The sequence below is a fragment of the Mesorhizobium sp. M9A.F.Ca.ET.002.03.1.2 genome, from assembly GCF_003952365.1.
GTDB lineage: Bacteria > Pseudomonadota > Alphaproteobacteria > Rhizobiales > Rhizobiaceae > Mesorhizobium.
The window spans coordinates 2,156,237-2,181,505 of the sequence record NZ_CP034443.1 but is presented as its reverse complement, the minus strand read 5'-3'; the positions used below and the strand labels follow the sequence as shown (position 1 = coordinate 2,181,505).

Here is a 25,269-nt window from a genome sequence, read left to right as displayed (position 1 = left end):
AACCTTGCTGCCCAACGTCACAAGCGGAATTCAGTAACGCTGTGCAGATCGAAAGACACGGCATGGATCCTAGGGTCTCCGCGAGGAGCTTCGCTCCTGCTCCGCCCTAGGATGACGAAACACGGGGCTCCGCCCAATCTAAAAGACCTCAAAGAGCCAATCAGCCGTTGGCCAAGAAAACTTGCGCTAATCCGCCACCTTCCATTGTTCGCGCGATTCGCTGGCCGGATAGACGCCGAGAATCCGCATTTCGCGCGAGAAGAAGGCAAGCTCGTCGAGCGCCAGCTTGACCAGCGGATCGTCAGGATGGCCCTCGATGTCGGCGTAGAACAGGGTCGCCGTGAACGCGCCGAGCTGGTAGCTCTCCAGCTTGGTCATGTTGATGCCGTTGGTGGCGAAGCCGCCCATCGCCTTGTAGAGCGCGGCCGGCACGTTGCGGACGCGGAAGATGAACGTAGTCATCATTTTAGCGGCCGCGGAGGGGCGGTCGGCCCATCGCCTGTTCTTGGTCAGCACGACGAAGCGGGTGACGTTTGAGTCGGTGTCCTCGACATTCTCCTCGATGATGTCGAGCCCGTAGAGCGTCGCGGCCAGCGCCGGCGCCAACGCGGCCATGGTGCGGTCCTTCAGCTCGGCGACCAGCTTGGCGGCGCCCGCGGTGTCGCCGGCGACCACCGGCTTCCAGCCGTTCCTGCGGATGTATTTGCGGCATTGGCCGAGCGCATGAATGTGGCTGTGCACGCTTCTGATCTCGTCGCGCCTGACGCCCGGCAGGACCATCAGCTGGAAATGGATCGGCAGGAAATACTCTCCGACGATATGCAGCTTCGATTCCGGCAGGAGATGGTGGATGTCGGCGACGCGCCCGGCAATCGTGTTCTCGATCGGGATCATGGCGAGGTCGGCCTTGCCGGTCTCGACGGCATTGAAGGCATCCTCGAAGGTCGGGCACGGCAACGGCTCCATATCAGGGAACATGTTGCGGCAGGCGGTGTCGGAATTGGCGCCCGGCTCGCCCTGGAAGGCTATTCTGTTGGTTTTTTCAGGCATGCCAAATGTCTCGGATTGACCAAATGTCTCAGGTTGAAAGGATGCTTCTGGCGCGTTCAAGGTCGTCCGGCGTGTCGACGCCGAACGGTGCGGACCGCACGATCTCGGCGTCGATGCGCATGCCGGCCTCCAGCGCCCGCAACTGCTCGAGCTTCTCGCGCCGTTCCAGCGGCGACGGCTTCAGTGCGACGAAGCGTTCGAGCGCGGCGCGGCGATAGGCATAGAGGCCGATGTGGTGATAGAGCGGCCCCTCGCCCCATGGTGCCGTGGCGCGGGTGAAATAGAGCGCCCGCAGCCGTGTCCCCGACAGCGGCGAGCCGACGATCTTGACGACGTTCGGATTGGTCTTTTCCTCGTCGCGGACGATCTCGATGCCGAGCGTGGCGATGTCGACGGCCGCATCCTCGAAAGGCCTCAGCGCGGCGTTGATGATGTCGGGATCGATGGTCGGCAGGTCGCCTTGGACATTGACGATTGTTTCGACCTTGCGCCCGGGGTCGAGCGTGGCCAGTGCCTCGAAGATGCGGTCGGAGCCCGATTCGTGATCCGCCCGCGTCATCACCGCCTCGAAACCGTGCGCGCGCACCGCTTCGGCGACGCTTGTCGTATCGGTGGCGACCACCACCCGGCCGAGCCTGGCCTCGGCGGCGCGGCGGGCGACATGGACGATCATCGGAGCGCCGGCGATGTCGGCCAGCGGCTTGCCCGGCAGGCGGGTCGAGGCCATGCGGGCCGGGATGAGGATGAGCGTGGACATCGGGATGACGAAGCGTTCGAAAGAGGACGGGAAAAGTGGCAAAAGGTCTCACTGGAAGCGCCCTTATAGGTGTTGCAACGCCAGAGCAAAAGACCTAGTTTCCGCCCGATTTGACCGCCTCGCGAGGTGGTTCACGATTACCGACGGACGGAGTGGACGGATCGGTCCGCCGGAAAAGGGAGCCTGGGGCGTATGGACTCTTTCGAAATCAACAAGCTGATCGGCGGGCTGCTGGGAACCGTGTTCGTCGTCTTCTCGGTCGGCATTGTGTCCGATGCGCTGTTCGCCTCCCCCACACCGGAAAAGCCCGGCTTCGCCATCGAGGCAACCGAGGAGCCCGCCGAGGGCGGCCCGGCAGCCCCGGCGGCGGAAGCCAAGCCGATCGCCGACCTGCTGGCCAACGCCAATGCCGAAGCGGGTGCCGCCGTATTCAAGAAGTGCCAGGCCTGCCATTCTGGCGAGAAGGGTGGTCCGAACAAGGTCGGCCCCGATCTGTGGGACATCGTCGACCGCCCGGTCGCCGAGCATGCGGGCTTCGCCTATTCTGGCGGCATGAAGGAGTTTTCCAAAGACGGCGCCGAGAAGTGGACCTACGACAACCTCAACCACTTCCTCACCTCGCCGAAGAAGCTCGTGAAGGGCACGGCGATGAGCTTCGCCGGCCTGCCGAAGGACGAGGACCGCGCCAACGTCATCGCCTATCTGCGCACGCTGTCGGACAGTCCCAAGCCGTTGCCGACGCCTGGCGCTTCGGCCGATGCGGCAGCGCCCGCCGAAGGCGCGGCGCCGGCCAAGCCGGCCGAAGGTGAAGCACCGGCAGAGGGTGCGGCACCGGCCAAGCCCGCGGAGGGTGCAGCGCCGGCCGAGGGCGAGGCGCCGGCCAAGCCGCCTGAGGGTGAAGCACCGGCGGCACCGGCCCAATAACGCAATTGTCATGGACATATCCCTAGAAAAGCCGGGTTCAGCCCGGCTTTTTTAATGGGAAAAGCGCATGTGCGGCGACAAAGCCGGCCTGTCGCGGTTTTCATGAGCGTCAAATGATCTAGATTGTCCGACAGCTATCGCAAAGAGGAGAAGGCATGACGGTTGGCCGAACGTTTCTCAGATCGGTGCTGGTTGTGGCCGCTTTGGCCGGCGGCCTTCAGGCAGCGTTCGCCCAGGAATGGCGTACCACCTCGTCGCTGATCGGCGAATCCAAATATGGCGACAACTTCCAGCACTACGACTACGTCAATCCGGACGCGCCGAAGGGCGGCACGCTGAATTCGGTGGCGCCCGGCACGTTCGACAGCTTCAACCCCTATATTGTCCAGGGGACCTTCGCCGCCGGCTTCGTCCCGTTCGGCGGCGGGCTGCTCTACGATACGCTGATGGAGCAGGCGACCGACGAGGGCAGCGTCAGTCATCCGCTGATCGCCGACGCCTACAAACATCCGGACGACTATTCCTCGGTTACCTACCGTCTCGACCCGCGGGCGAAGTGGCATGACGGCAAGCCGATCACCACCGACGACGTGATCTGGTCGTTCCAGGTGCTGAAGGCCAACAGCCCGCAATACAGCCGCTATTTCGAAAACGTCACCGATGCCGTCGCGATCTCGGACCGCGAGGTCGAGTTCCATTTCGACCAGAAGGGTAATCGGGAGCTGCCGAAAATCATTGGCGATCTCGTCGTGCTGCCGAAGCACTGGTGGGAAGGCACCGACGCCAAAGGCAAGAAGCGCGACGTCACCAGGCCGACGCAGGAGCCGCCGCTCGGCTCCGCCGCCTACAAGATCGCCAGCTTCAAGCCGGGTTCGGAAATCGTCTGGCAGCGCGTGCCCGACTACTGGGCGGCCAAGCTGCCGGTGAAGATCGGCCGCGAGAATTTCGACACGCAGCGTTTCACCTATATTCTCGATGAGAACGCGGCTTGGCAGGCGTTCACCAAGGGCGGACTTGAGGACATCCAGGCGGAAAACAGTTCCAGACGCTGGTCGACGGCCTATAATTTCCCCGCGATCAAGCAAGGCGACGTCATCAAGAAGGAATTCAAGACCGAAACGCCCGAGCCGATGCAGGGTTTCGTACTCAATCTGCGGCGCCCGCAATTTCAGGATCGCCGAGTACGCGAGGCGCTGACCTACGTGCTCGATTTCGAAAGCATGAACCGCACGCTGTTCTTCGGCCTCAACACCCGTACGAGCAGTTATTTCCAAGGCACGGAACTGGCATCGAGCGGCCTGCCGCAAGGCAAGGAGCTGGAGATCCTCGAGCAGTATCGAGACAAGCTGCCGCCGGAGCTGTTTACAAAGGAATTCAAGCTGCCGGTCTACGATTCCCCACAGGCCGAGCGCAAATATCTGAAGGCTGCGGTTGACCTCTTCGCCCAGGCCGGCTGGGTCATCAAGGGCGGCAAGATGGTCAATGCCGAGACCGGCCACCAGTTCAAGCTGGAAATCCTCGGACGGGACCCGAGCGACGAGGTGATCGCCAATCCCTATGTCGACAATTTGCGCAAGATCGGCATCGATGCAGCGCTTCGCATCGTCGACCCCAGCCAATATGTCAACCGCACCCGCGGCTTCGACTTCGACGTGGTGACGGGGATGTTCGGACAGTCGGATTCCCCCGGCAACGAGCAGCGCGATTTCTGGAGTTCAAAAGCCGCCGATGCACCTGGCTCCCGCAATCTGATGGGCATCAAGAACCCGGTGGTCGACGCGCTGGTCGACCGCGTCATCTTCGCCACCGATCGCGACGATCTGGTTGCCGCCACCCATGCGCTCGACCGGGTTCTGCTGTGGAGCTACTATGTGGTGCCGCAATGGCACAGACCGGTGGTCTGGCTGGCCTACTGGAACAAGTTCGGCATTCCCGACAAGCAACCCGCCTATGTCGGCGCCGACATCGATTCCTGGTGGATCGACAAGGACAAGGAAAAAGCGCTGGCAGCAAAATACAAGAGTGGCAATTGATGGCGGCGCTCCCCCGCCGCGACTCTCTGGCCCGCCGCGACTTTCTGGCGCTCAGCGTCGCGGCCACGGCAGCGGCGCTGCTGCCCGGCCGGGCCTTCGCCACCATCCCGACCGGCGTAAAACTGCACGGCCTGTCGGCCTTCGGCGATCTCAAATACAAGGCTGACTTCACGCATTTCGACTATGTGAATGTCGATGCGCCAAAAGGCGGCCAGATGAATTTCGCACCGCCGAATTCCACCTTCAATCAGAGCTTCCTGACGTTCAACACGTTGAATTCCCTGGTGTTGAGAGGGGACTCGCCGCCGCGCACGGAACTCTGTTTCGATTCGCTGATGGCGAGCGCGCTCGACGAGCCGGACGCGGTCTATGGCCTGCTTGCCGAGTCCGTTACCCTGTCGGATGACCGCAACGGCTTCCGCTTCAGCCTGCGACCGCAAGCGCGCTTCCACGACGGTTCGCCACTGACGGCTGAAGACATTGCCTTCGCGTTGACGCTTTACAAGGACAAAGGCCATCCGAACCTTTCCCAGGCGTTGCGGCATATGACGGAAGCGGTCGCGGTCGATCCGGTTACCGTCGACCTCACCTTCAACGGCAAACAGTCCGCGCAGAATATCCTTGCGGTCGTCGCAATGCCGATCGTGTCCAAGGCCTTTTATACGGCCAATGAATTCGATGCCTCGACGATGAAACCGCCGCTCAGCTCCGGACCATACAAGATAGGGCGCGTGGCCGCCGGACAGACAGTCGAATATGAACGCGTCGCCGACTATTGGGGCCGCGACCTGGCGGTGAACCGCGGCCTCTACAATTTCGACCGCATCCGTATCGACTTTTACAACAATCGCCAGGCAGCGTTTGAAGCCCTGAAGAAAGGCGACACGCATTTTCGCGAGGAATTTACCGCGCGGGTATGGGCGACCGGTTACGACTTTCCGGCGCTGAAGGACGGCAGGGTCGTCAAACGCGAATTTCCCGGTGAAAAAACGCCATCCATGCAGGCTATGGCGCTGAACCAGCGCCGTCCGCAATTCCGCGATGTCCGCGTGAGACGGGCGATCGCCAATTGCTTCGATTTCGAATGGACCAAACGGGTTCTGTTTTACGGCGCCTACGAGCGCTCGCAATCGAACTTCGAGCGGTCGGATTACAAGGCCGAGGGCCTGCCCTCGCCCGAGGAATTGGCCCTGCTGGAGCCGTTCCGAGCCGAGTTGCCGCCGGAAACCTTCGGCGAACCGGTGATGCAGCCCGTCTCCGACGGTTCGGGTCACGACCGCAAGCTGCTGCGCGAGGCTTCGAGACTGCTTACTGAGGCCGGCTGGAAGCGAGCGGGCAATTTCGTCGTCAACGAAAAGGACGAGCGACTGCGGGTGGAAATGCTGGCCGAGGATGATGGCCTCGTGCGCATTTTCACGCCATGGGCCGAGAATATGAAGGCGATCGGGATCGACGCCTCGATCCGGCAGGTCGATTCGACGCAGTACGAAGCGCGGCAGAGCAATTTCGACTTCGATCTCAACATGCTTGCCTGGTCGATCGGGGCGACGCCCACCGCCGACGGCCTGGAAATCCTCTACGACTCCCGGATGGCGAAGACGCCGGGGATGCGCAACTATCCCGGTACGGAAAGCAAGGCAATCGACGCGCTGATCGAGGCAGCCGGCAAGGCGCAGAGCCGGATCGGCCTCGTCACGGCGCTCAAAGCACTCGATCGGGTCTTGCGCGCGCGGCTCGACTGGATTCCAACATATCACCTCACGAATCACCGAACCGCCTATTGGGACATGTTCGGCTTTCCCGAGCAGAAGCCCGATTTCGGCTTTCCGGTCGAGGCGCTGTGGTGGTTCGACAAGCACAAGGCGGCAAAAATTGGCAAAGCCTGAAATTTTCGCTCAAAGTACGCAGAGGGCCTGATGGGCGCCTACATCCTGCGCCGCATCCTGCTGATGATCCCGACCCTGTTCGGCATCATGGCAATATCCTTCGCCGTCATCCAGTTCGCACCGGGCGGGCCGGTCGAGCAGGTCATCGCCAGGCTGACGAACCAGGGCGGCAGCGACCGCCTCGGCGGCGGTGGCGGTGGGGACGCGGGCGGCAGTAGTTTCGATGCGGCCGGCGAGGTCAGCTCGAAATATCGCGGCGCGCAAGGGCTCGACCCCGAATTCATCACCAAGCTGGAAAAGCAGTTCGGCTTCGACAAGCCGCCGCTCGAGCGCTTCGGCATGATGCTGTGGAACTATGCCAGGTTCGATTTCGGCGACAGCTATTTCCGTGACATTTCAGTGATCGATCTGATCCTGGAGAAGATGCCGGTGTCGATCTCGATCGGACTGTGGATCACGCTCCTGTCCTACCTGATCTCGATCCCGCTCGGCATCCGCAAGGCCGTCAAGGACGGCTCGGCATTCGACGTCTGGACCAGCGGCGTCGTCATTGTCGGGTACGCCATCCCGGGCTTCCTGTTCGGCATCCTGCTGATGGTGCTGTTTGCCGGCGGATCGTTCTATGACTGGTTCCCGCTGCGCGGCATCACCTCCGACAATTGGGACCAGCTGTCCTGGCCGGCGCGGATTGTCGACTATTTCTGGCACATGACCTTGCCGCTGACCGCGCTGGTGCTGTCGGCCTTCGCCACGACGACGCTTCTGACCAAGAATTCGTTCCTCGAGGAAATCCGCAAGCAGTATGTGGTGACTGCGCGCGCCAAGGGCCTGTCGGAACGGCAGGTCCTCTACGGGCACGTCTTCCGCAACGCCATGCTGATCGTCGTCGCCGGTTTTCCGGGCGCCTTCATCTCGGCCTTCTTCACCGGCTCGCTGCTGATCGAGAACATCTTTTCACTCGACGGCCTCGGCCTTCTCGGCTTCAGGTCGGTGGTCGAGCGCGACTATCCGGTGGTATTCGCCAATCTCTACATCTTCTCGCTTCTTGGCCTGTTTGTCGGGCTGCTGTCCGACCTGATCTATACCTGGGTCGACCCGCGCATCGACTTCGAGCGGAGAGACGTCTGATGACGCAGACCGCGGTCGAAACGGCACCGGACCGGATTGCCCGACCTTGGCTGTCGCCGCTCAACAAGCGGCGCCTGCAGAACTTCAGGGCCAACCGGCGCGGCCATTGGTCGTTGTGGATATTCCTCGTGCTTTTCGTGCTGTCGCTGTTTTCCGAATGGATCGCCAACGACAAACCGGTCCTCGTTTCCTACAAGGGCGAGATTCTGTTTCCGGTCCTGGTCGCTTATCCCGAGGAGAAGTTCGGCGGCTTCTATGCGGTCACCGATTATCGCGACCCGGTCATCCAGGACGAGATCAATGCCCATGGCTGGATGATCTGGCCGCCGGTCCGCTACTCCTACCGAACCGTCAACAACGCCATCCCCGAGGCGGCGCCCACCAAGCCGTCCTGGCTCTATGACGCCAAGACGCGGTGCAACCAGTATCCGCAAGGTGCCGCCGACCCCAACTGCGTCGTCGGCAACTGGAACTGGCTGGGCACCGACGACCAGGCACGCGACGTGCTGGCGCGCGTCATCTACGGATTCAGGGTCTCGGTGCTGTTCGGCCTGATCCTCACCGCCGGCTCGGCGCTGATCGGCGTGATGGCCGGCGCGTTGCAGGGCTATTTCGGCGGCTGGACCGACCTTCTGTTCCAGCGCTTCATAGAGATCTGGTCGGCGATCCCGGTGCTCTATCTCCTGCTGATCGTCGCCGCCATCCTGCCGCCCGGCTTTTTCATCCTGCTCGGGCTGATGCTGCTGTTCTCCTGGGTGGCGCTGGTCGGCGTGGTGCGGGCCGAGTTCCTGCGCGCCCGCAACTTCGAATATGTCAACGCGGCCCGCGCGCTCGGCGTGTCCAACGGCACCATCATGTTCCGGCATCTGCTGCCCAACGCCATGGTGGCGACGCTGACCTTCCTGCCCTTCCTGCTCAGCGGCTCGATCTCGACGCTGACCTCGCTCGATTATCTCGGCTTCGGCCTGCCGCCCGGCTCCGCCTCGCTGGGCGAGCTCCTGAAGCAGGCCCAGCGCAACCTCAACGCGCCGTGGCTGGGCATTTCCGGCTTCGTCGTCATCTCGCTGATGCTGTCGCTGCTGGTTTTCGTCGGCGAGGCGACCCGCGACGCCTTCGATCCGCGCAAGACGTTCAGATGAGCGAAGCCCCCCTCCTTTCCGTCCGCGACCTCAGCGTCGCCTTCGCGCAGGAAGGCCGCCAGTCGATGGCCGTCGACCACATCTCGTTCGACATCGCCAAGGGCGAGACGGTGGCGCTGGTCGGCGAATCCGGCTCCGGCAAGTCGGTCACGGCGCTGTCGGTGCTGAAGCTGCTGCCCTATCCGGCCGCCAGCCATCCGTCGGGAAAGATCCTGTTCCAGGGCGCCGACCTGCTCGCCACCGACGAGAAGGAATTGCGCCGCGTGCGCGGCAACAAGATCACCATGATCTTCCAGGAGCCGATGACCTCGCTCAATCCGCTGCACACGGTCGAGCAGCAGATCGTCGAGGTGCTGACGCTGCACCAGGGCCTGGGGGACCGCCAAGCCAAGGCGCGCACCCTGGAGCTGCTCAACGAGGTCGGCATCCGCGAGCCGGAGAAACGGCTCGACGCCTATCCGCATCAGCTTTCCGGCGGCCAGCGCCAGCGCGTCATGATCGCCATGGCGCTGGCCAACGAACCGGAACTGCTGATCGCCGACGAGCCGACGACGGCACTCGACGTCACCGTGCAGGCGCAGATCCTCGAACTGCTCGCGGAGCTGAAGAGCCGCAAGGGCATGTCGATGCTGTTCATCACCCACGATCTCGGCATCGTCAGGAAGATCACCGACCGGGTCTGCGTGATGACGAAGGGCAAGATCGTCGAGACCGGGCCGACGAAAGACATCTTCGCCAACCCGCAGCATACCTATACGCGGCATCTGCTTGCCGCCGAACCGAAGGGCAAGCCGCCGGCGGCCAACCACGCCGCCAAGCCAGTCATGACCGGCCAGGACATCAAGGTCTGGTTTCCGATCAAAAAAGGCTTTTTCCGGCGCACCGTCGACAATGTGAAGGCTGTCGACGGCATCGACGTCACCGTGCGCGCCGGCCAGACGCTCGGCGTCGTCGGCGAATCCGGCTCGGGCAAGACGACGCTTGGCCTGGCACTGGCCAGGATGATCTCGTCGACCGGGACCATTCATTTCAACGGACGCGACATCAACGAGCTGACTTTCAACGCCATGCGGCCGCTGCGACGCGAGCTGCAGATCGTCTTCCAGGATCCGTTCGGGTCCTTGAGCCCGCGCATGTCGGTCTCCGAGATCGTCGAGGAGGGGCTGAGGATCCACGAGCCGAAGCTGTCGCCCGATCAGCGCGACAAGCGCATCGTCGATGTGCTCGGGGAAGTCGGGCTCGATCCCGCCACGCGCAATCGCTATCCGCACGAATTTTCCGGCGGCCAGCGCCAGCGTATCGCCATCGCCCGCGCCATGGTGCTCAACCCGCGCTTCGTCATGCTGGACGAGCCGACCTCGGCGCTCGACATGAGTGTGCAGGCGCAGGTGGTCGACCTTCTGCGCAGCCTGCAAGCCAAGCACGACCTCGCCTATCTGTTCATCAGCCACGACCTGAAGGTCATCCGCGCGCTTGCCAACGACGTCATCGTCATGCGCAATGGCAAGATCGTCGAGGCCGGCCCCTCCGAACAGATTTTCGAGCGACCGCAGACCGACTATACCAAGGCGCTGATCTCGGCCGCGTTCAGGATCGAGACGGCGCCGGTCGGCATCGTCAGCGAGTAATGGGCCAGCCCATGCCCCCCGAAAATCGGAATCGATTTTCGTTGAGGATTATGCGCAAAATCAAAGTGCTACAGCGTCCTTCGCGCGTCCAGGAGACGCGGGCGCCGTAGGTAAAAAGGAAAAAGAATCCGCAATGGAAAAAGGCCGTATCCTGCTTGCCCTCACCGGCTTTCATCCGCAGCGCTGGCGCGAATTGCTGTCGGCGGAACGCGAGGTGGTGCTCGAGCCGGACGGCGCCAGCGATCCTTCGATCACCTATGCGGTGGTCTGGAAGCAGCGGCCGAACCTGCTGTCGGCGCTGCCCAATCTGCGTGCCGTGTTTTCGATCGGCGCCGGCGTCGACCACATCTTCGCCGATCCCACCTTGCCCGACGTGCCGATCGTCAAGGTCGTGGCCGACAACCTTACCCAGTACATGACCGAATATGTCGTCTGGCGGGTGCTCGATCATCATCGCCAGGGCATGCTCTACCGATCGCAGCAGAAAAAGAAGATCTGGCACGAGCCGCCGCAACGGCCGGCCAGCGACATCTCCGTCGGCATCATGGGGCTCGGCACGCTCGGCCGCGCTGCGGCGTCGGTGCTTTTGTCGCTCGGCTTTCCGGTCAATGGCTGGTCGCGCAGCGACCGGTCGATGAAGGGCGTTTCGACCTATTCGGGCGAGGCAGGGCTGATCCCCTTCCTCAACGCCACCGACATTCTGGTGGTGCTTTTGCCGCTCACGCCGCAGACGCAAGGCATCGTCAATTACGGCGTGCTGAAGGAGCTGAGGAAACGCAACGGCCTCGGCGGTTCGGTGCTGATCAATGCTGGGCGCGGCCGCCTGCAGAAGGATGCCGACATCGTGCGCGCGCTGGAGGATGGCACGCTGAAGGAAGCGAGCCTCGACGTATTCGAGGTCGAACCGCTGCCGAAGACCAGCCCGCTATGGAGCCACCCGAAGGTGTTCGTGACGCCGCATGCGGCGGCGACCTCCGATCCCGTGCATCTGGCGCCGATCATGCTGCGCCAGATGGCCGCCTTCGAGCGCGGCGAGAAGCTCGAGAACGTCGTCGATCGCGACGCGGGGTATTAGAGCGCCGCGCGTCCAATTGGACGCGCAAAGGACGCTCTACACTTTTTGAATTGGCGCATGATCCTTTCCGGAAATCGATTCCGATTTCCAGGGTCATGCGCTAACCCGGCAGGCTGAGCTCGTCTGGCTTGGCCGGCCTGCCACATTCGCGGCGGGCAATCGAACGGTTCATGGCATCGATCTCGCCGCGTGCCTGGTCGGAATCGCGCTTGCTCTTCGAGCGCATGTCAGGCGTGAACGGGCCGAAGCCCATTGCCGGATTGGAGAAGGACGGCTTGGCATCCACCGGCAGCCGGTATTGCTGCGCCAGCCCGTCGCGCTGCGTCAGCAATTGGTCGCACGGCACGCTGTCGTACAGCAGCGAGGACCGGACGTTCGCGTCCTGCCGTTCGGACATCGAATTGCCGACGCAGCCAGCCGATACCAGGCAAGATGCCAAGACCAGTATGTTCCAGCGCATGCGACGTGCTCCGTGTCGGTGTTCTGCCTTCGATCGGGATGGCCGCATCAGTCGGACATGCGAATCGGGCTTTTTCGCAGCCGCCGCCACCAGTGGTACGGAATGCGGTCGATATCTCCTGCCTGTGCCGGTGTCAGCAGCCACTTGCAACAGGCTTCCCGCGCCGTAATTAACGCCTATCTTGGAGCCATGCGCGCCAGCGACCTGCTTCATCCCCGGCCCGAGGGCCTTTATTGCCCACCCGGCGACTTCTTCATCGATCCGGTGCGGCCGGTCAACCGGGCACTGATCACGCATGGGCATTCCGACCATGCCCGTTCCGGCCATCGCTCCGTGCTGGCGACGAGGCAGACGCTTGACATCATGGAGCTGCGCCATGGCGAGGGTTATGCCGAGGCGACGCAGGCGGCAGCACTCGGCGAGACGATTGCCGTGAACGGCGTCGGCGTCACCTTCCATCCGGCCGGCCATGTGCTCGGCTCGGCGCAGATCGCGGTCGAGCATCAGGGCACGCGCATCGTCGCGTCGGGCGACTACAAGCGCCAGAGGGATGCGACGTGCGAGCCGTTCGAGCCGGTCAAATGCGACGTGTTCATCACCGAAGCGACCTTCGGCCTGCCGGTGTTCCGTCATCCACCCGATGCCGAAGAGATCGCGCGCCTGCTGAAATCGACCGCGCAGTTTCCCGAACGCGCGCATCTGGTCGGCGCCTATGCGCTCGGCAAGGCGCAGCGCGTCATGCGCTTGCTGCGCGATGCCGGCCACGACAGGCCGATCTACATACACGGCGCGCTGGCCAGGCTCAGTGACTACTATCAGGGCCAGGGCATCGACCTCGGGACGCTGGAGCCGGCGACCGTCGAAAGCGGCGGCAAGGACGATTTCTCCGGGGCCATCGTCATCGGCCCGCCCTCGGCCTTCGCCGACCGCTGGGCGCGGCGCTTTCCCGATCCGATCTCCTGCTTCGCCTCCGGCTGGATGCGCATCCGCCAGCGCGCCAAGCAGGGCGGCGTCGAATTGCCGCTGATCATTTCCGACCACGCCGACTGGGACGAGCTGACCGCCACGATCAAGGAGACCGGTGCCGGGGAGATCTGGGTGACGCATGGCCGCGAGGAAGCCCTGGTGCGCTGGTGCGAACTCGAAGGCATCACCGCCAGGCCACTGCATCTCGTCGGCTACGAGGACGAGGGCGATTGATGGCAGGAGGTTCGGTAGTCACCTGCGTAGAGCTCTATGGCGCCCCCCTCTGTCCTGCCGGACATCTCCCCCATGAGGGGGGAGATCGGATGTCGCGCCGGCCTTCGCCAATCATCGACGTTGCTGGAAGGGCGGCAAGAACGAAACTGCCAATCTCCCCCCTCGTGGGGGAGATGTCTGGCAGGACAGAGGGGGGCGCGACAGAACGCAAACCTCGCCGATTAGCGCGGCTCACCCTGTCATGAACCGCTTCGCCGAACTCCTCGACCGCCTGGTGCTGACGCCGTCGCGCAACGGCAAGTTGACGCTGCTGACCGATTATTTCCGCAGCATCGAGGATCCGGATCGCGGCCTGGCGCTGGCCGCCATCACCGGCGACCTGACCATCGCGGCGGTCAAGCCGGCGATGCTGCGCACGCTGGTCATGGAACGCATGGACCCGGTGCTGTTCGGCTATTCCTACGACTATGTCGGCGACCTCGCCGAAACAGTTTCGCTGGTCTGGCCGCAAAAGCCTGCGGATAGCGCGAGCCACGAGCCGACGCTCGCCGAGGTCGTGGCAAAACTGCAGGCGGCGAGCCGTTCCGACGGGCCGAAAGTGCTGGCCGGGCTGCTCGACAGCGCCAGCGTCTCGGCGCGCTTCGCCATCATAAAGCTGGTCACCGGCGGCCTGCGCATTGGCGTCTCGGCGCGATTGGCCAAGCAGGCGCTGGCCGATTTCGGCAAGGTCGACATCGCCGAGATCGAAGAGCTCTGGCACGGGCTGACGCCGCCCTATGCCGGACTGTTCGCCTGGCTGGAAGGCAAGGCGGAAAAACCCGAAAAGACGGCGCTGGCGCTGTTTCGGCCAGTGATGCTGTCGAACCCGGTCGGTGACGGCGATCTCGAAAAGCTCGACCCGGCCGACTATGCGGCCGAGTGGAAATGGGACGGCATCCGCGTCCAGGCCGTATCGGAAGGCGGCATTCGCCGGCTCTATTCGCGCACCGGCGACGATGTTTCCGGCGCCTTTCCGGACCTTGCCGAGGCGATGGATTTTTCCGGCACCGTCGATGGCGAGCTTCTGGTCGGCGATCCCCGGCAGGCGACGGGCACCTTCTCGGACCTGCAGCAGCGACTGAACCGCAAGAGCGTGACAGCGAAGATACAGCAGCAGTACCCGGCGTTCATGCGCTGCTACGACGTGCTTCAGATCGGCGACGAGGATCTGCGGGCGCGCCCTTTCCGCGAGCGGCGTGGCCGGCTCGAGGCCTTCGTCAGGACGCTCGAACCGAGCCGGTTCGACCTGTCGCCGCTGGTGGAATTCGAGGGCTGGCAAGCGCTGGAGGAATTGCGCCGCAAGCCGCTGCATCCGGTCATCGAAGGCGTCATGTTGAAGCGCTGGGATTCGCCCTATCTCACCGGCCGGCCGAAAGGCCCGTGGTTCAAATGGAAGCGCGATCCGCACACGGTCGACGCCGTGCTGATGTATGCCCAGCGCGGCCACGGCAAGCGTTCGAGTTTTTATTCCGACTACACGTTCGGCGTCTGGTCCGGCCCGGAAGGATCGGAGGAACTGGTGCCGGTGGGCAAAGCCTATTTCGGCTTCACCGACGAGGAACTGAGGCAGATCGACAAATATGTCCGCGACAACACGGTCGAGCGTTTCGGCCCGGTCCGCTCGGTGCGGGCCGACCGCAGACAAGGCCTCGTGCTGGAGGTGGCGTTCGAGGGCCTCAACCGCTCGACACGGCACAAGTCCGGCGTCGCCATGCGCTTTCCGCGCATTTCACGGCTGCGCTGGGACAAGCCGACGACTGAGGCCGACCGCATCGAGACGCTGCAGGCGCTGCTCGACACTTGAGGTTTCAAGGCGCGATCGAGACGCGGATCTCGTAGATGTCGACCGACTTGCCCTGCTGGTCGAAGTCGGAATTGATGGCGATGGTGCCGGCAGCACCCGGACGCTTGTCGGGAAATCGCACGTCGAACAGATATTCGTTGTTCTCACGGCCGACCGCGTAGCGCTTGCGGCCGCAATCGCCGAGCTCGCCGAAATTGCAATCGACGGAGATCTGCGTCTCCTTGCCCTCCTCGGAGCGGGCGATGATATCGAACACGGCGTGCTTGCCGGCGAGCCTTTCCAGCACGCCTTGGCCGACGTCGAAGCTGATGGCCGAACCGGAGGCGCCCGACCGGATGCGCAGGAAGGAACCGCTCTCGTCCTGCATGACTTCGGCCTTGGCATCCGAAGGCGCACTGACAAGCGTCGGGTCGCTCGGCGAAAACACATTGATCCAGTCGCGCTCCTCATCGGCCTCGCCGGAGTTCAGCGGCGCGGCCGTGTCGCCTGGCGGCGTGAAATCATCGTCCTCCACCGTCGGAGGCGTTTGCGGCGGGGCGGTGTCGAGTTGGGCCGCCGACTTGAAGACGCCGGTCTGCGCAGCGAAATAGAGGCCGATGCCGGCAGCCGCGAGCAGCGTAACACCGAGGAAGATCGCTGTGAGAGGCAGACGGCGGCCTCTCACCCGCCTCTCGTCGCGGTCGGGCATCACCTCAGCGTCGTCGTCTCCGGCCGATGCAGGGGCCGACATGTCGATCTCCGGTACACCGGCAAAAACCGCTTCGGGCATAATATCGGGAACGACCGGCAAGACGCGCGACCGGGGCGCGTCGGATGCAGGAGGCTGCACCGGACCGTCGACAACGACGTCAGGCGGCGACGCAGGCTGGGCTTCGACCGCGCTATCGGCCTGGGGCTCCACCGGACCGTCGGCAACGACGTCAGGCGGCGGCGCAGGTTCGGCTTCGGCCACGCTATCGGCCGGCTGCTCCACCGCCGGTCCTGCGGCGTCATCATCGGCCGGCAGGCCGACATCGGGAACCGCCGGCAGGAACTCGGATTCGATTTCGGTGATCTTGGCCTGCACCGCCTTGCGGCGCCTGATGGCGACTTCCACCGTCACGCCCTGGTTGGCCTGCAGGGCACGGTCCAGTGCGGCGAAGGCCGACCGATAGACCCTCTCGCGAAACGCCCGGTCGTCGGCATTGCCTTTTTCGAAGGCGTTCCGGATCGCTTTTTCGATCGCGTCCAAGCGGGATCCCTCTGCACGTACGGTCACATTGCCCATGATCGTTAGCCGTAGGCGACCAATCAATCAACGGGCCAGCGGCCGCATTCTGCCTTGGCGATGCATCCAAAGCCCATTTCGGCGGTATTTCGGCAAAGGAATCAATATTTTTCACTGATTTTCCCAGCCCACCGCCAACGCCCGGCAGGGGCGCGACACGAATTGCCAAGTCCCATCTTGAATTCGCGGCCGGTTGCGTCTATCACCCAGCGCATCTTGGAGGCCTCGGCTTCCCGGGCCGCTTTAGCTCAGTTGGTAGAGCACATCATTCGTAATGATGGGGTCGCGTGTTCGAGTCACGCAAGCGGCACCAATTTCTTCAAACCGACAATCGCTGCTGCCGCCATGGCATCGTTGCCTTGTACCTTCGCGTCCTCAATTTCGAACGCGCCTATCACCAGGATGCGGGCGACCCAGTGCACGATCCCGGCCGCCGGGATCTGAAATCAAATGAGCGCAAATGAAAACCAGTTGAGACACAACTGAAACACATCTACGCGCGGGCGACATGCAAGCGAAACGCTTTGGGGGGATGGTCGAGCCTGGAAAACGCAGGAGCGTCGCCGATGACACCCGATCAGATCAGACTTGTCCAGGATAGTTTTCGCGAGATCGTCCCGATACGCGTGGCCGCCGCCGCGCTGTTCTACGAACGCCTGTTCGCGATCGACGCGGATCTTCGCGCGCTGTTTCCGGTGACAGACATGACCAAGCAAGGCGCCAAGCTGATGGCGAGCCTGGGCTTCGTCGTGCACGGACTGGACCGTGCCGACACCATCCTGCCGACGGTGCGCGTGCTCGCCAGGCGCCACGTGACCTATGGCGTCAAGGAGCATCATTATCCGATCGTCGGGCAAGCGCTCATCGAGACTTTGGCGGCCGGCCTCGGCACGGCTTTTACGCCGCCTGTCCGCGAGGCTTGGGAGGCAGCCTACGGGTTGCTCGCGAGTGTGATGATCATGGCTGCCCGCGAGGATCAGCTGGCAGCGTGACTTGCCAGGTGCAGCCGAAGGCGGCCATCCACCCGAAACAATAAAATCATAAATCGAGGAGAACACGATGTTACGATATACAACTCTTGCGGCGCTTTGCATTGTAGCGAGTTCCGCTTCTGCCGGCGAACTCATGGCCCGTCAGGGTGGGACGGTCGATCTCGGCAACTTCCACGGCGTCGTCTACTACACGGAGGCGGATGACGGCTATCGGGTGGTCACCACGATGGCGGCGGGCGAAGAAAGCCTGCCCGTACGCTTCGTCGCGACCCTCACCGAGGGCCAGACGTTCGTGATCTCGGTCCCGGGCGCCTCGAACAGCCCCGGCCAGGCACTCGAAATCGCGCGCGCCCAGGGCAAGCTCGTTGTCGCGAAGGTGGAGCCCACCCAGTAAACGGCTCGTCTCCACGGGCTCTTGTATCTCGCGCAGCGGCCAGAGCTCATCGAAACCGCAACGGGCGGAACATTGACGTTGCGACGCAACTGGGTAGTCTTGCGCTTGCTTTCCGCGCCTCCAACGACGCGAAGAGATGATGGGCACCGCCATTGGGACGGCTATCGTCCCTACCTCGGAGACCGAGATGTTCAGGGTGCAATGCGCGGAAGTACGATTTCGACTTTTTGAGTGCGGACAATTTCTCCTGACCCTGGTCGGCGCTGGCGTGCTTGCGTCGGCCGCTTTTGCCGACGTCGCCGAACCAACAACCCTCGCTGTGGCGGATTTCGAGTTCAAGGATACATCCGGCGAGGTCAGGGACCAGACCGCCGAGCACGAAGCGCGGCTGAAGGCATTTGGCGTTGCCTTGCACGATGCTCTTTCGGAGAAGATCGACCTCGTCGCGTTACCTTGTCAGGCAGAACAGTGCACCATCAAGGACCCCGGCCTTGTCGATCTCTCGAAGCAGGCAAGAACAGCCCGCGCGAAATATCTCCTGATCGGTCAGATGCACAAAATGAGCACGCTGGTTGGCTGGGTGAAGTTTGCAGTGCTGGATTTGAACGGCAACAAACCTGTCTGCGATCGATACCTGACTTACCGGGGGGATACCGACGAAGCGTGGCGACGAGCCGCAGAGTTCACGGCGCGCGACATCGAGAAGCACTGCATTCCGTAGGGTTGCACAGGAAGTCCGGCGACCGAAATGGGTCGCCCCGACAGCAACGCAACAGCGCAGGTGATCAGACAGGCAGGAATGCCCCAACGCGTTGTTGTGGTGTCGCCGCCGCTGCTGCCCCCGAACGCGGCGCAGTCCTCACCAGCTCGACTTTTCCAACTCCGTGTTCGATCGCATCAACGGTGCCTAGTTTGTCGGGCGCCATGGTTTGACTTGCGTCAACGCCAAAGCAGCTGGGTGGCCGGATGATCGCCCATCATTTGGATTGCCCGCGATCATGGAGACGACCGATGGACGAAGAGCTCAAAAAGAAGATCCTGACGCTGCTGGACCAACACCGGATCATGACGATCGCCACGCTAAGGCCGGATGGCTGGCCGCAGGCGACGACCGTCGGTTACGTGAACGAAGGCCTCGCCCTCTACTTCCTCTGCGGCCTGGACAGCCAAAAGGCGGCGAATCTGGCGCGCGATGATCGGGTGTCGGTGACGATCGATCACGACACTTCGGATTTGATGGCGATTACCGGCCTGTCCATGGCGGCGCACGCGAAAGCGGTGGCTGATCCAGCCGAAGCGGCTAAGGTCTTGCGTATGCTTCCGCTGAAGTATCCCGAGCAGGTCGCGCCGCTGCCAGTGCCGATGCCGACCCCGGAGGATGTCCACATATTCCGCGTCACTCCGACGGTCATCTCGGTGCTCGACTACTCCAAGGGCTTCGGCCACACAGACCTTGTCACTTGCTAAGCGCTTTTTGACGGGAGTAGGCGCCGCCGTTGCCGCCGCGCTCGTCCGGTGCGGGACGCGCGCGATGCAGGTCTGGAGTTGTTGCGATCTCACTGATCATGTGGGTGGAGCGGGTCCATTGCCCAGCGACGCCACCGTCTTCAGCGCGCCGTCGAGCATGTCGCCCTTTTCGTCCTTGAGTGCTGCTTCGCGCAGGCGCCGGATCCAGTCGGCGGCGTCGTCGCGGCCCTTGACCAGGTCGAGCGCCGACAGCACGCGATCGAACTTGGATTGCGCGCGGGCGTGGGTGTCGCTGTAGCCCTTGATCAGCCGGCGGCAGTTGAGGATCTCCGTGCCAAGCGCGTAGTCTTCCCCGGCATGGCCGAGCGCCAGCGCATACCAGCGATCGAGATGTGCGGTCTCGACCCTGTGGCGCAACAGGCGGCGGCGCCAGCGGCGCAGGCCGCCGATGAACCAGAGCGCGGCAAAGCCGACAAAGCTGTCGGTGCGGATGCGGCGGCCGCGATTGATGCGGCGGTCGAGAAAGGCGGCAAGCTTCGGCCGCGCCTCGATGTAGCTGCCCAGCCCGGCCGGCAGCGTGCCGCAGAATTCCTCGATGCGCGGATGGAAATATTCGGTCACCTGGAGGACCGTTCCGTCCTTGACGCCGACCTCGCGGCGCACGCGTTGGTCGCGGGTCGAACGCGTCTTGAGGTCGGCGACGCGGATCATGTCATCGTAGCACATGGCGTTGGCCAGATGCTTTGCCGCTGATATCGACAGCGCGTAGCCATGGTCGGCGCTGTCCAGCGCGACGGCCCGGTCGAGCCGGTCGAGATACTCGCCGCCATAGGCGATGTCCTGATAGTCGACGACTTTTTTCAGGCCGCGAAGCGCCATGTCGCGCGCGGGAAGCGGCAGCGCATCGACGCGGGCCGCAAGGTCCTGCCAGCCCCTCAGCAGGCTTTCTGGTCCGCTCACTTTTGCCGCCGCTCCCGAGCCGGTTTCGGCAACTCCAGGCTCTGCGGTCTTGTCGCCCGGAGCCGGCGCACTCGTGATGTCGCGCGCGCGATCATAGGACGCGCCGAAGGCAGCAAGGCTGGCCTTGACGCCGCGGCCGCCGGCACTGACCGCCTGCTCGTAGCTCTCGCGGGTGAACGGCAGCGCGTCGGACCCCGCCAGCGCGCCGAGCAGGCTGGCCGAGATCATCGAGCCGTTGTCGGCGGCGATCTTTTCCATGTCGAAGGCGATGAAGCGCTTGGCCGCCGCTTCAGCCGTGGCATGCACTTTTGACGACGCGGCCCTGCCATCGCCGGGTTCGATCTTCTCCGACACGGCGGCGATGCGGTGCGACGAGGCGATCAGCGTCGTGCGCTCGGGCGTGACGAAGCCGCGGATGATGGCGCGGCCGGCCTCCATCAGTTCGGCGGCGATCAATATGTCGACGTCGCCCTGCGACGGCGACAGGGCGAAGACCGGCAGGCGGCCGGTGTCTCTGGCCATCTCGACATAATAGATGGTGGCGCCGGTGCGCTGGGCGACGCCGGCGACCGAGGTCGATTGCGCGACGTAACCGTTGCGCTCGGCGACATCGGTGATCCAGTCCGCCAGCACGCCGCCGCCCTGGCCGCCGACCGCCAGCACCGCAAGCTTGATGACGCGCTCGTCATCAGGAGCGCCGGCTTTCGAGCGCGATGAGGGGACGGCGTCAAGCATCGGCGAACATCAGGCGCCGGCTTTCGCGGCGCCGCTGCAACAGGCCGATCGTGGCGCGACGGGCAGCTTCCAGGAAACGGTCCCAGCGGGTGGGATTGTGCACCACGTCGGCGCGGTAGAAGGACGGGCACAGCACCGCCGCATCGGCAACCTCGCCGCAATTGCCGCAGCCGACGCAGTTCTGGTCGATATGCGCCACCGGATCGTCGCGCAGCGGATCGTCGAGCGACTTCACCGACAGCGACGGGCAGCCGGACAGCCGCATGCAGGCATGGTCGCCGGTGCAGATGTCCTCATCGACGCCGAATTTGGGCTTGACGATCCTCGCTCCGCCTTTGATCGCCTTGTCGACCAACGGCCTTTCGCGCCGCTGCCGGTTGAGCATGCATTCGGACGAGGCGACGATGACCTTCGGGCCTTTCTCGTCGGTCGTCAGCGCTTCGCGCAGGGTCTCCTGCATCTTGCCGACATCATAGGTGCGGTCGATATGGCGCAGCCATTTGACGCCCATGCCCTTCACCGCCTCGGTGATCGGGTGCTTCGTCGATTTCGTCTTGTTGCCGGCGCGGGACGACAGAATGTCCTGACCGCCGGTGGCGGCCGAGTAAAAGTTGTCGACGATGACGATGACGCCGTCATTCTTGTTGAACACGGCATTGCCGATCGACGAGGTCAGGCCGTTGTGCCAGAAGCCGCCGTCGCCGACGAAGGAGATCGAGCGGCGCCTGGCGTCGGGCGAATTGAAGGCCGAGGCGGAAGCCGGCCCCAGCCCGTAGCCCATGGTGGTGGCGCCAAGCTCGAAGGGCGGCATGATCGAGAACAGATGGCAGCCGATGTCGGAGGCGATGTGATGCTTGCCGAGCTCCTGCTCGACCAGCTTGGTGGCGGCGAAGATCGGCCGCTCGGGGCAACCGACGCAGAAGCCGGGCGGACGGCCCGGAACGACATTGATCAGGTCGGCGGTATCGAGCCCGTCGCCGATCTTGTTCGGGGCGCGGACCTCGCTTGGCAGCAGATGGGGGATGGTGGCGCGCAGGAAAGATCCGATGCCGTCGAGCATGACCTGGCCGGTGTATTCGCCGGCCATCGGCAGATGTTCCTTGCCGACCAGCTTCGTGCCGCGCCCGGCCTTGTGCAGCATCGCGGCAAACGCCTGCTCGATATAGTTGGGCTGGCCTTCCTCGACGACGAGCACGGCGTCCTTGCCTTCGCAGAAGGACAGGAACTCGTCATCGACCAGCGGATAGACGGCATTGAGCACATAGAGCGGCACGTCTGTCACACCATAGGTGTCGGCAAGGCCGAGGCGCTGCAGCGCCCGGATGACCGCATTGTACATGCCGCCCTGCATGACGATGCCGACCGAACCGTGCTCCGGCCCGAAGAACTCGTTGATCTTGTTGGTGCGGATGAAATCGACCGCCGCCGGCCAGCGTTTCTGCACCTTCTCCTTCTCATGCAGGAACGAGGCGGGCGGCAGCACGATGCGGCCGGTGTCGCGGCGCGGCGCATCGAGCGCATCGGCCACCGTCATCGCCGGTCGCTTGTTGTCCTTGGCGATGAAACGGCCATGGACGTGGCAGCAGCGGATGCGGACCTGCAGCATGACCGGCGTGTTCGAGACCTCCGACAGCTCGAAGCCGTCCTCCACCGCCTTGACGATCGACGGCAGGTTCGGCCGCGGATCGAGCAGCCAGACCTGGCTCTTCATGGCGAAGGCGTGGCTGCGCTCCTGCATGATCGAGGAGCCCTCGCCATAATCCTCGCCGACAATGATCAGCGCGCCGCCGGTGACGCCGCCGGAAGCGAGATTGGCCAGCGCGTCCGACGCGACATTGGTGCCGACCGTCGACTTGAAGGTCGCCGCACCGCGGATCGGATAGTGCACCGAAGCCGCCAGCATGGCGGTGGCGGTCGCTTCGGAAGCGCTCGCCTCGAAATGCACGCCGAGCTCGCCCAGAATGTCCTGGGCGTCGGCCAGCACGTCCATCAGATGGCTGATCGGCGCGCCCTGATAGCCGCCGACATAGCCGACGCCGCATTGCAGCAGCGCCTTGGTGATGGCGAGAATGCCTTCGCCGGAAAACTCCTCGCCGGCGCCGAGCCTGAGCTTCTCGACTTCCTTGGCAAAAGATCGTTCGGCCATTTTTTGGCTCCTTCCGTAACCGCCGAAATCTGGCGGCGCGTGAGATCGTCAAATGTCGTGCTTGCGAATGTTCTTCAGCATCTTCTGCAGTGTGGCGATCAGCGCCGCGTATTCGGCATCGTCGACATCGTCGAACATCGCCTCGAACGCGTCATGCATGGCTGGCCAGGCGCGGGTGAACTCGGCGCGACCCTCGTCGGTCAAGAACACATGGCGGATGCGGCTGTCGGTGACTCCCTGCTCCCGCCGTACGAACCCTTGCCCTTCCAGCGTGTCGAGCGTCCGGCTCAACGTGGATTGTTCGATGACCGTATAAACCGAGAGATCGTTGACGGTGACACCGTCGGTGACCGACAGCACGGCGAGTGTGCGCACCTGCGGAATGGTCAGACCCTGCTTGCGGAAATCGTCGCGCAAGGTGGCGTTGTAGCGGCCCATGATGCGGTTCATCAGATAGGGCGCGAACTGCTGCAGGCCGATCTGGCCCAAGGTGGAGATGCGCTGGCGCTTTTCAACCTTCTGTTCCATCACAACCTCCCCGCCAGCAGGAAGCCGGAGCCGCCGCCCAAGCCCGCGCCGGGATGCGTCGAGGCGCCGATATGGTGGAGGCCCTTGATCCCGGTATCGTGATTGCGGCTCGTCTTGAACGGCCGCCACAGGAACGACTGGTCGATGGTAGAGGAGCCGCCATAGGGATCGCCGCCGACCAGATTGACGTTCATCGCTTCCAGATCGGCCGGCGAATAGGCGCGGCGGGCGATGACGCTGTCCTTGAACCCGTCGATATGGCCGGCAAGGATGGCCTCGACGCGGTCGGCATAGGCTTCGCGCAGCGCCTCGGTCCAACGGCCGTCGGCCGGCGTCTCGAGTTTGCCGGCGGCATCGCCCTTGACGGTGCGTGGCGCCTCGGGCAGTTGCAGCCACAGGATCGCCTTGCCGTCCGGACAGCGCGACGGGTCGAGCGCGTGCGGCTGGCCGACGCAGATCGTCGGCACTTCCGGTAGCACGCCGCGCACCGCCTCGTTGCAGGCTTTCGACACGCCGTCGAGCCCCGGCGTCAGGTGCAGCAGCGCGACCTTGTCCAGGCCGTCGCCCCGCCATGCCGGCGGCTTGTCCAAGGCATAGTGGATCTGGAAATTACCCTTGCCGTAGCGGTATTTTTGCGCTGCTTCGACCTCGGCTTTCGGGGCCGCGTCGCCGAGCAGACGCCCGTAAAGCTGGGTCGGCGTGACCGAGCAGATGACGCTCTTGTTCGCGATGACTGTTTCGCCCGAAGCTAGCCGCACGCCGGTGGCTCGGCCTCCGCTCTGGATGATGGAGGCAACGTCCGCTTCAGTCCGGATCACGCCGCCGCGCTCCTTGATCAGCGCCTCGAAAGCGGCCAGCAGGTTGCTGGCGCCGCCCTTGACGATCGGCGCGCCGGCAGCTTCGAGCGCAAACGCGATAACCCTGGCGATCTGGCCGGAAAACGCATCTTCGGGCCCGAGCCCGGCATGCAGCACCCAGGGTGCCCACAGCGCGCGGATGGTTTCGGATTGATAGGTGCTTTCCAGCCAGCCGCGCGCCGGCACCAGAGCCTGGCCGAGAAAGCCGGCAAGGCCGCGTGGCCCGCGCCGCCAGGCTTCGCCCGCCAGCAGCTTGGTCGTGGGATAGGACCACAGGCTGCCGCCGAGCAGCCCGAACAGCAGGCCGGCGTTGCGCTCGATCTCGCCGACATCGCTGCCGTGCCGGTCGCCATCGCCCGCGGCAAGCGCGTTGGCCGCCGCGACATTGGCGGCGCGATCGGTGCACAGGATGGCGTGGCTGCCGTCCGGCCGCAGCACGCCGGTCGGCGTGCCGGTGTTGCAGAATTCCAGGCCGTGCCGCGCCAGATCCTTGCCCAGCGCCGCATAGGCCGGCGAGGTGATGAACAGGACGAAGGTCGTCGCCATCACGTCGTGGATGAAGCCGGGCGCGGTGATCTCCTCGGTGCGCATGCAGCCGCCGATGCGGTCGTTGCGCTCGAGCACCAGCACCTTCGCCCCCTTGCCGCCAAGCATCGCCGCGCAGACCAGCGCGTTGATGCCGCTGCCGACGATGACGTGATCGGGGGCGGTCATAGAGGGTTGCTCGCTGGAAGCTGAGATTCAATCGCGCAAGTTGGCGTTCCTTCGCGCCCCCCTCTGTCCTGCCGGACATCTCCCCC

The 25,269-nt window shown here is 63.9% G+C and carries 22 protein-coding genes and 1 tRNA gene; 14 read left to right on the top strand and 9 right to left on the bottom strand.

Annotated features, from left to right (window positions below; translation table 11 throughout):
- Positions 1-186: 186 nt before the first annotated feature.
- Positions 187-1,050 carry a prephenate dehydratase gene (locus EJ066_RS10795; RefSeq protein WP_126037512.1) on the bottom strand — a complete coding sequence of 288 codons (864 nt, stop codon included), beginning with the start codon at positions 1,048-1,050 and terminating at the stop codon, positions 187-189.
- Positions 1,051-1,078: 28 nt separating this feature from the next.
- Positions 1,079-1,807 (bottom strand): 3-deoxy-manno-octulosonate cytidylyltransferase, encoded by a 729-nt coding sequence (locus EJ066_RS10790; protein WP_126037510.1) that lies wholly within the window; start codon positions 1,805-1,807, stop codon positions 1,079-1,081.
- 192 nt (positions 1,808-1,999) lie between these two features.
- Here EJ066_RS10790 and EJ066_RS10785 point away from each other — a divergent pair, with 192 nt between their 5' ends.
- The 7 genes from EJ066_RS10785 to EJ066_RS10755 all read left to right on the top strand — a co-directional run bounded on the left by EJ066_RS10785 (position 2,000) and on the right by EJ066_RS10755 (position 11,620).
- On the top strand, positions 2,000-2,731 hold the full coding sequence (locus EJ066_RS10785; protein ID WP_126037507.1) for a cytochrome c family protein: 732 nt from the start codon (positions 2,000-2,002) through the stop codon (positions 2,729-2,731).
- A gap of 155 nt (positions 2,732-2,886) precedes the next feature.
- Positions 2,887-4,764: an extracellular solute-binding protein gene (locus EJ066_RS10780; protein WP_126037505.1), complete on the top strand. Its 1,878-nt coding sequence runs from the start codon at positions 2,887-2,889 to the stop codon at positions 4,762-4,764.
- Positions 4,764-6,650 carry an extracellular solute-binding protein gene (locus EJ066_RS10775; RefSeq protein WP_126037503.1) on the top strand — a complete coding sequence of 629 codons (1,887 nt, stop codon included), beginning with the start codon at positions 4,764-4,766 and terminating at the stop codon, positions 6,648-6,650. Before EJ066_RS10780 ends, EJ066_RS10775 begins: the two co-directional genes overlap by 1 nt.
- Before the next feature lie 30 nt (positions 6,651-6,680).
- Entirely contained in the window at positions 6,681-7,778 is a 1,098-nt protein-coding gene (locus EJ066_RS10770) for a microcin C ABC transporter permease YejB (protein ID WP_126037501.1), read from the top strand.
- Entirely contained in the window at positions 7,778-8,917 is a 1,140-nt protein-coding gene (locus tag EJ066_RS10765; protein WP_126037499.1) for an ABC transporter permease, read from the top strand. Before EJ066_RS10770 ends, EJ066_RS10765 begins: the two co-directional genes overlap by 1 nt.
- Positions 8,914-10,545, top strand: a complete 1,632-nt coding sequence (locus EJ066_RS10760) for an ABC transporter ATP-binding protein (RefSeq protein ID WP_126037497.1) — start codon at positions 8,914-8,916, stop codon at positions 10,543-10,545. The genes EJ066_RS10765 and EJ066_RS10760 overlap by 4 nt, the downstream gene beginning before the upstream one ends.
- Positions 10,546-10,678: 133 nt before the next feature.
- Positions 10,679-11,620, top strand: a complete 942-nt coding sequence (locus tag EJ066_RS10755) for a glyoxylate/hydroxypyruvate reductase A (protein ID WP_126037495.1) — start codon at positions 10,679-10,681, stop codon at positions 11,618-11,620.
- A gap of 100 nt (positions 11,621-11,720) precedes the next feature.
- Here the strand turns inward: EJ066_RS10755 and EJ066_RS10750 are convergent, their stop codons facing one another.
- Positions 11,721-12,080 (bottom strand): hypothetical protein, encoded by a 360-nt coding sequence (locus EJ066_RS10750; protein ID WP_126037493.1) that lies wholly within the window; start codon positions 12,078-12,080, stop codon positions 11,721-11,723.
- A gap of 189 nt (positions 12,081-12,269) precedes the next feature.
- Here EJ066_RS10750 and EJ066_RS10745 point away from each other — a divergent pair, with 189 nt between their 5' ends.
- Both EJ066_RS10745 and EJ066_RS10740 read left to right on the top strand, forming a co-directional pair.
- Positions 12,270-13,280 (top strand): ligase-associated DNA damage response exonuclease, encoded by a 1,011-nt coding sequence (locus EJ066_RS10745; protein WP_126037491.1) that lies wholly within the window; start codon positions 12,270-12,272, stop codon positions 13,278-13,280.
- 241 nt (positions 13,281-13,521) lie between these two features.
- Entirely contained in the window at positions 13,522-15,123 is a 1,602-nt protein-coding gene (locus EJ066_RS10740) for a cisplatin damage response ATP-dependent DNA ligase (protein ID WP_126037489.1), read from the top strand.
- Positions 15,124-15,127: 4 nt separating this feature from the next.
- On the opposite strand, the gene EJ066_RS10735 is transcribed toward EJ066_RS10740, so the two are convergent.
- A complete protein-coding gene (locus EJ066_RS10735) occupies positions 15,128-16,354 on the bottom strand; it encodes a hypothetical protein (protein ID WP_126037487.1) in 1,227 nt (408 codons plus the stop codon).
- A gap of 273 nt (positions 16,355-16,627) precedes the next feature.
- Here EJ066_RS10735 and EJ066_RS10730 point away from each other — a divergent pair.
- Positions 16,628-16,703 (top strand) — tRNA-Thr (locus tag EJ066_RS10730).
- Here the strand turns inward: EJ066_RS10730 and EJ066_RS32365 are convergent.
- On the bottom strand, positions 16,687-16,812 hold the full coding sequence (locus EJ066_RS32365; protein ID WP_281035457.1) for a hypothetical protein: 126 nt from the start codon (positions 16,810-16,812) through the stop codon (positions 16,687-16,689). The two genes, EJ066_RS10730 and EJ066_RS32365, sit on opposite strands and share 17 nt — an antisense overlap.
- Before the next feature lie 144 nt (positions 16,813-16,956).
- Here EJ066_RS32365 and EJ066_RS10725 point away from each other — a divergent pair, with 144 nt between their 5' ends.
- From EJ066_RS10725 to EJ066_RS10710, 4 genes are all read left to right on the top strand, one after another.
- On the top strand, positions 16,957-17,382 hold the full coding sequence (locus EJ066_RS10725) for a globin family protein (protein ID WP_126037485.1): 426 nt from the start codon (positions 16,957-16,959) through the stop codon (positions 17,380-17,382).
- 67 nt (positions 17,383-17,449) lie between these two features.
- Entirely contained in the window at positions 17,450-17,776 is a 327-nt protein-coding gene (locus tag EJ066_RS10720) for a hypothetical protein (RefSeq protein WP_126037483.1), read from the top strand.
- Between the two features lie 187 nt (positions 17,777-17,963).
- A complete protein-coding gene (locus EJ066_RS10715; RefSeq protein ID WP_189644471.1) occupies positions 17,964-18,497 on the top strand; it encodes a DUF2380 domain-containing protein in 534 nt (177 codons plus the stop codon).
- Positions 18,498-18,787: 290 nt separating this feature from the next.
- On the top strand, positions 18,788-19,243 hold the full coding sequence (locus tag EJ066_RS10710; protein WP_126037479.1) for a pyridoxamine 5'-phosphate oxidase family protein: 456 nt from the start codon (positions 18,788-18,790) through the stop codon (positions 19,241-19,243).
- A gap of 96 nt (positions 19,244-19,339) precedes the next feature.
- Here the strand turns inward: EJ066_RS10710 and EJ066_RS10705 are convergent, their stop codons facing one another.
- Genes EJ066_RS10705 through EJ066_RS10690 form a run of 4 tightly spaced genes read right to left on the bottom strand, consistent with a single transcriptional unit; the run spans position 19,340 to position 25,183 of the window.
- Positions 19,340-20,938: an indolepyruvate oxidoreductase subunit beta family protein gene (locus tag EJ066_RS10705; RefSeq protein WP_126037477.1), complete on the bottom strand. Its 1,599-nt coding sequence runs from the start codon at positions 20,936-20,938 to the stop codon at positions 19,340-19,342.
- Positions 20,931-23,084, bottom strand: coding sequence for an indolepyruvate ferredoxin oxidoreductase subunit alpha (locus EJ066_RS10700; RefSeq protein WP_126037476.1), 2,154 nt, complete (start codon positions 23,082-23,084; stop codon positions 20,931-20,933). The genes EJ066_RS10705 and EJ066_RS10700 overlap by 8 nt, the downstream gene beginning before the upstream one ends.
- Positions 23,085-23,132: 48 nt before the next feature.
- On the bottom strand, positions 23,133-23,612 hold the full coding sequence (locus EJ066_RS10695) for a MarR family transcriptional regulator (protein WP_126037474.1): 480 nt from the start codon (positions 23,610-23,612) through the stop codon (positions 23,133-23,135).
- Positions 23,612-25,183, bottom strand: a complete 1,572-nt coding sequence (locus tag EJ066_RS10690) for an NAD(P)/FAD-dependent oxidoreductase (protein ID WP_126037472.1) — start codon at positions 25,181-25,183, stop codon at positions 23,612-23,614. The genes EJ066_RS10695 and EJ066_RS10690 overlap by 1 nt, the downstream gene beginning before the upstream one ends.
- Positions 25,184-25,269 lie beyond the last annotated feature (86 nt).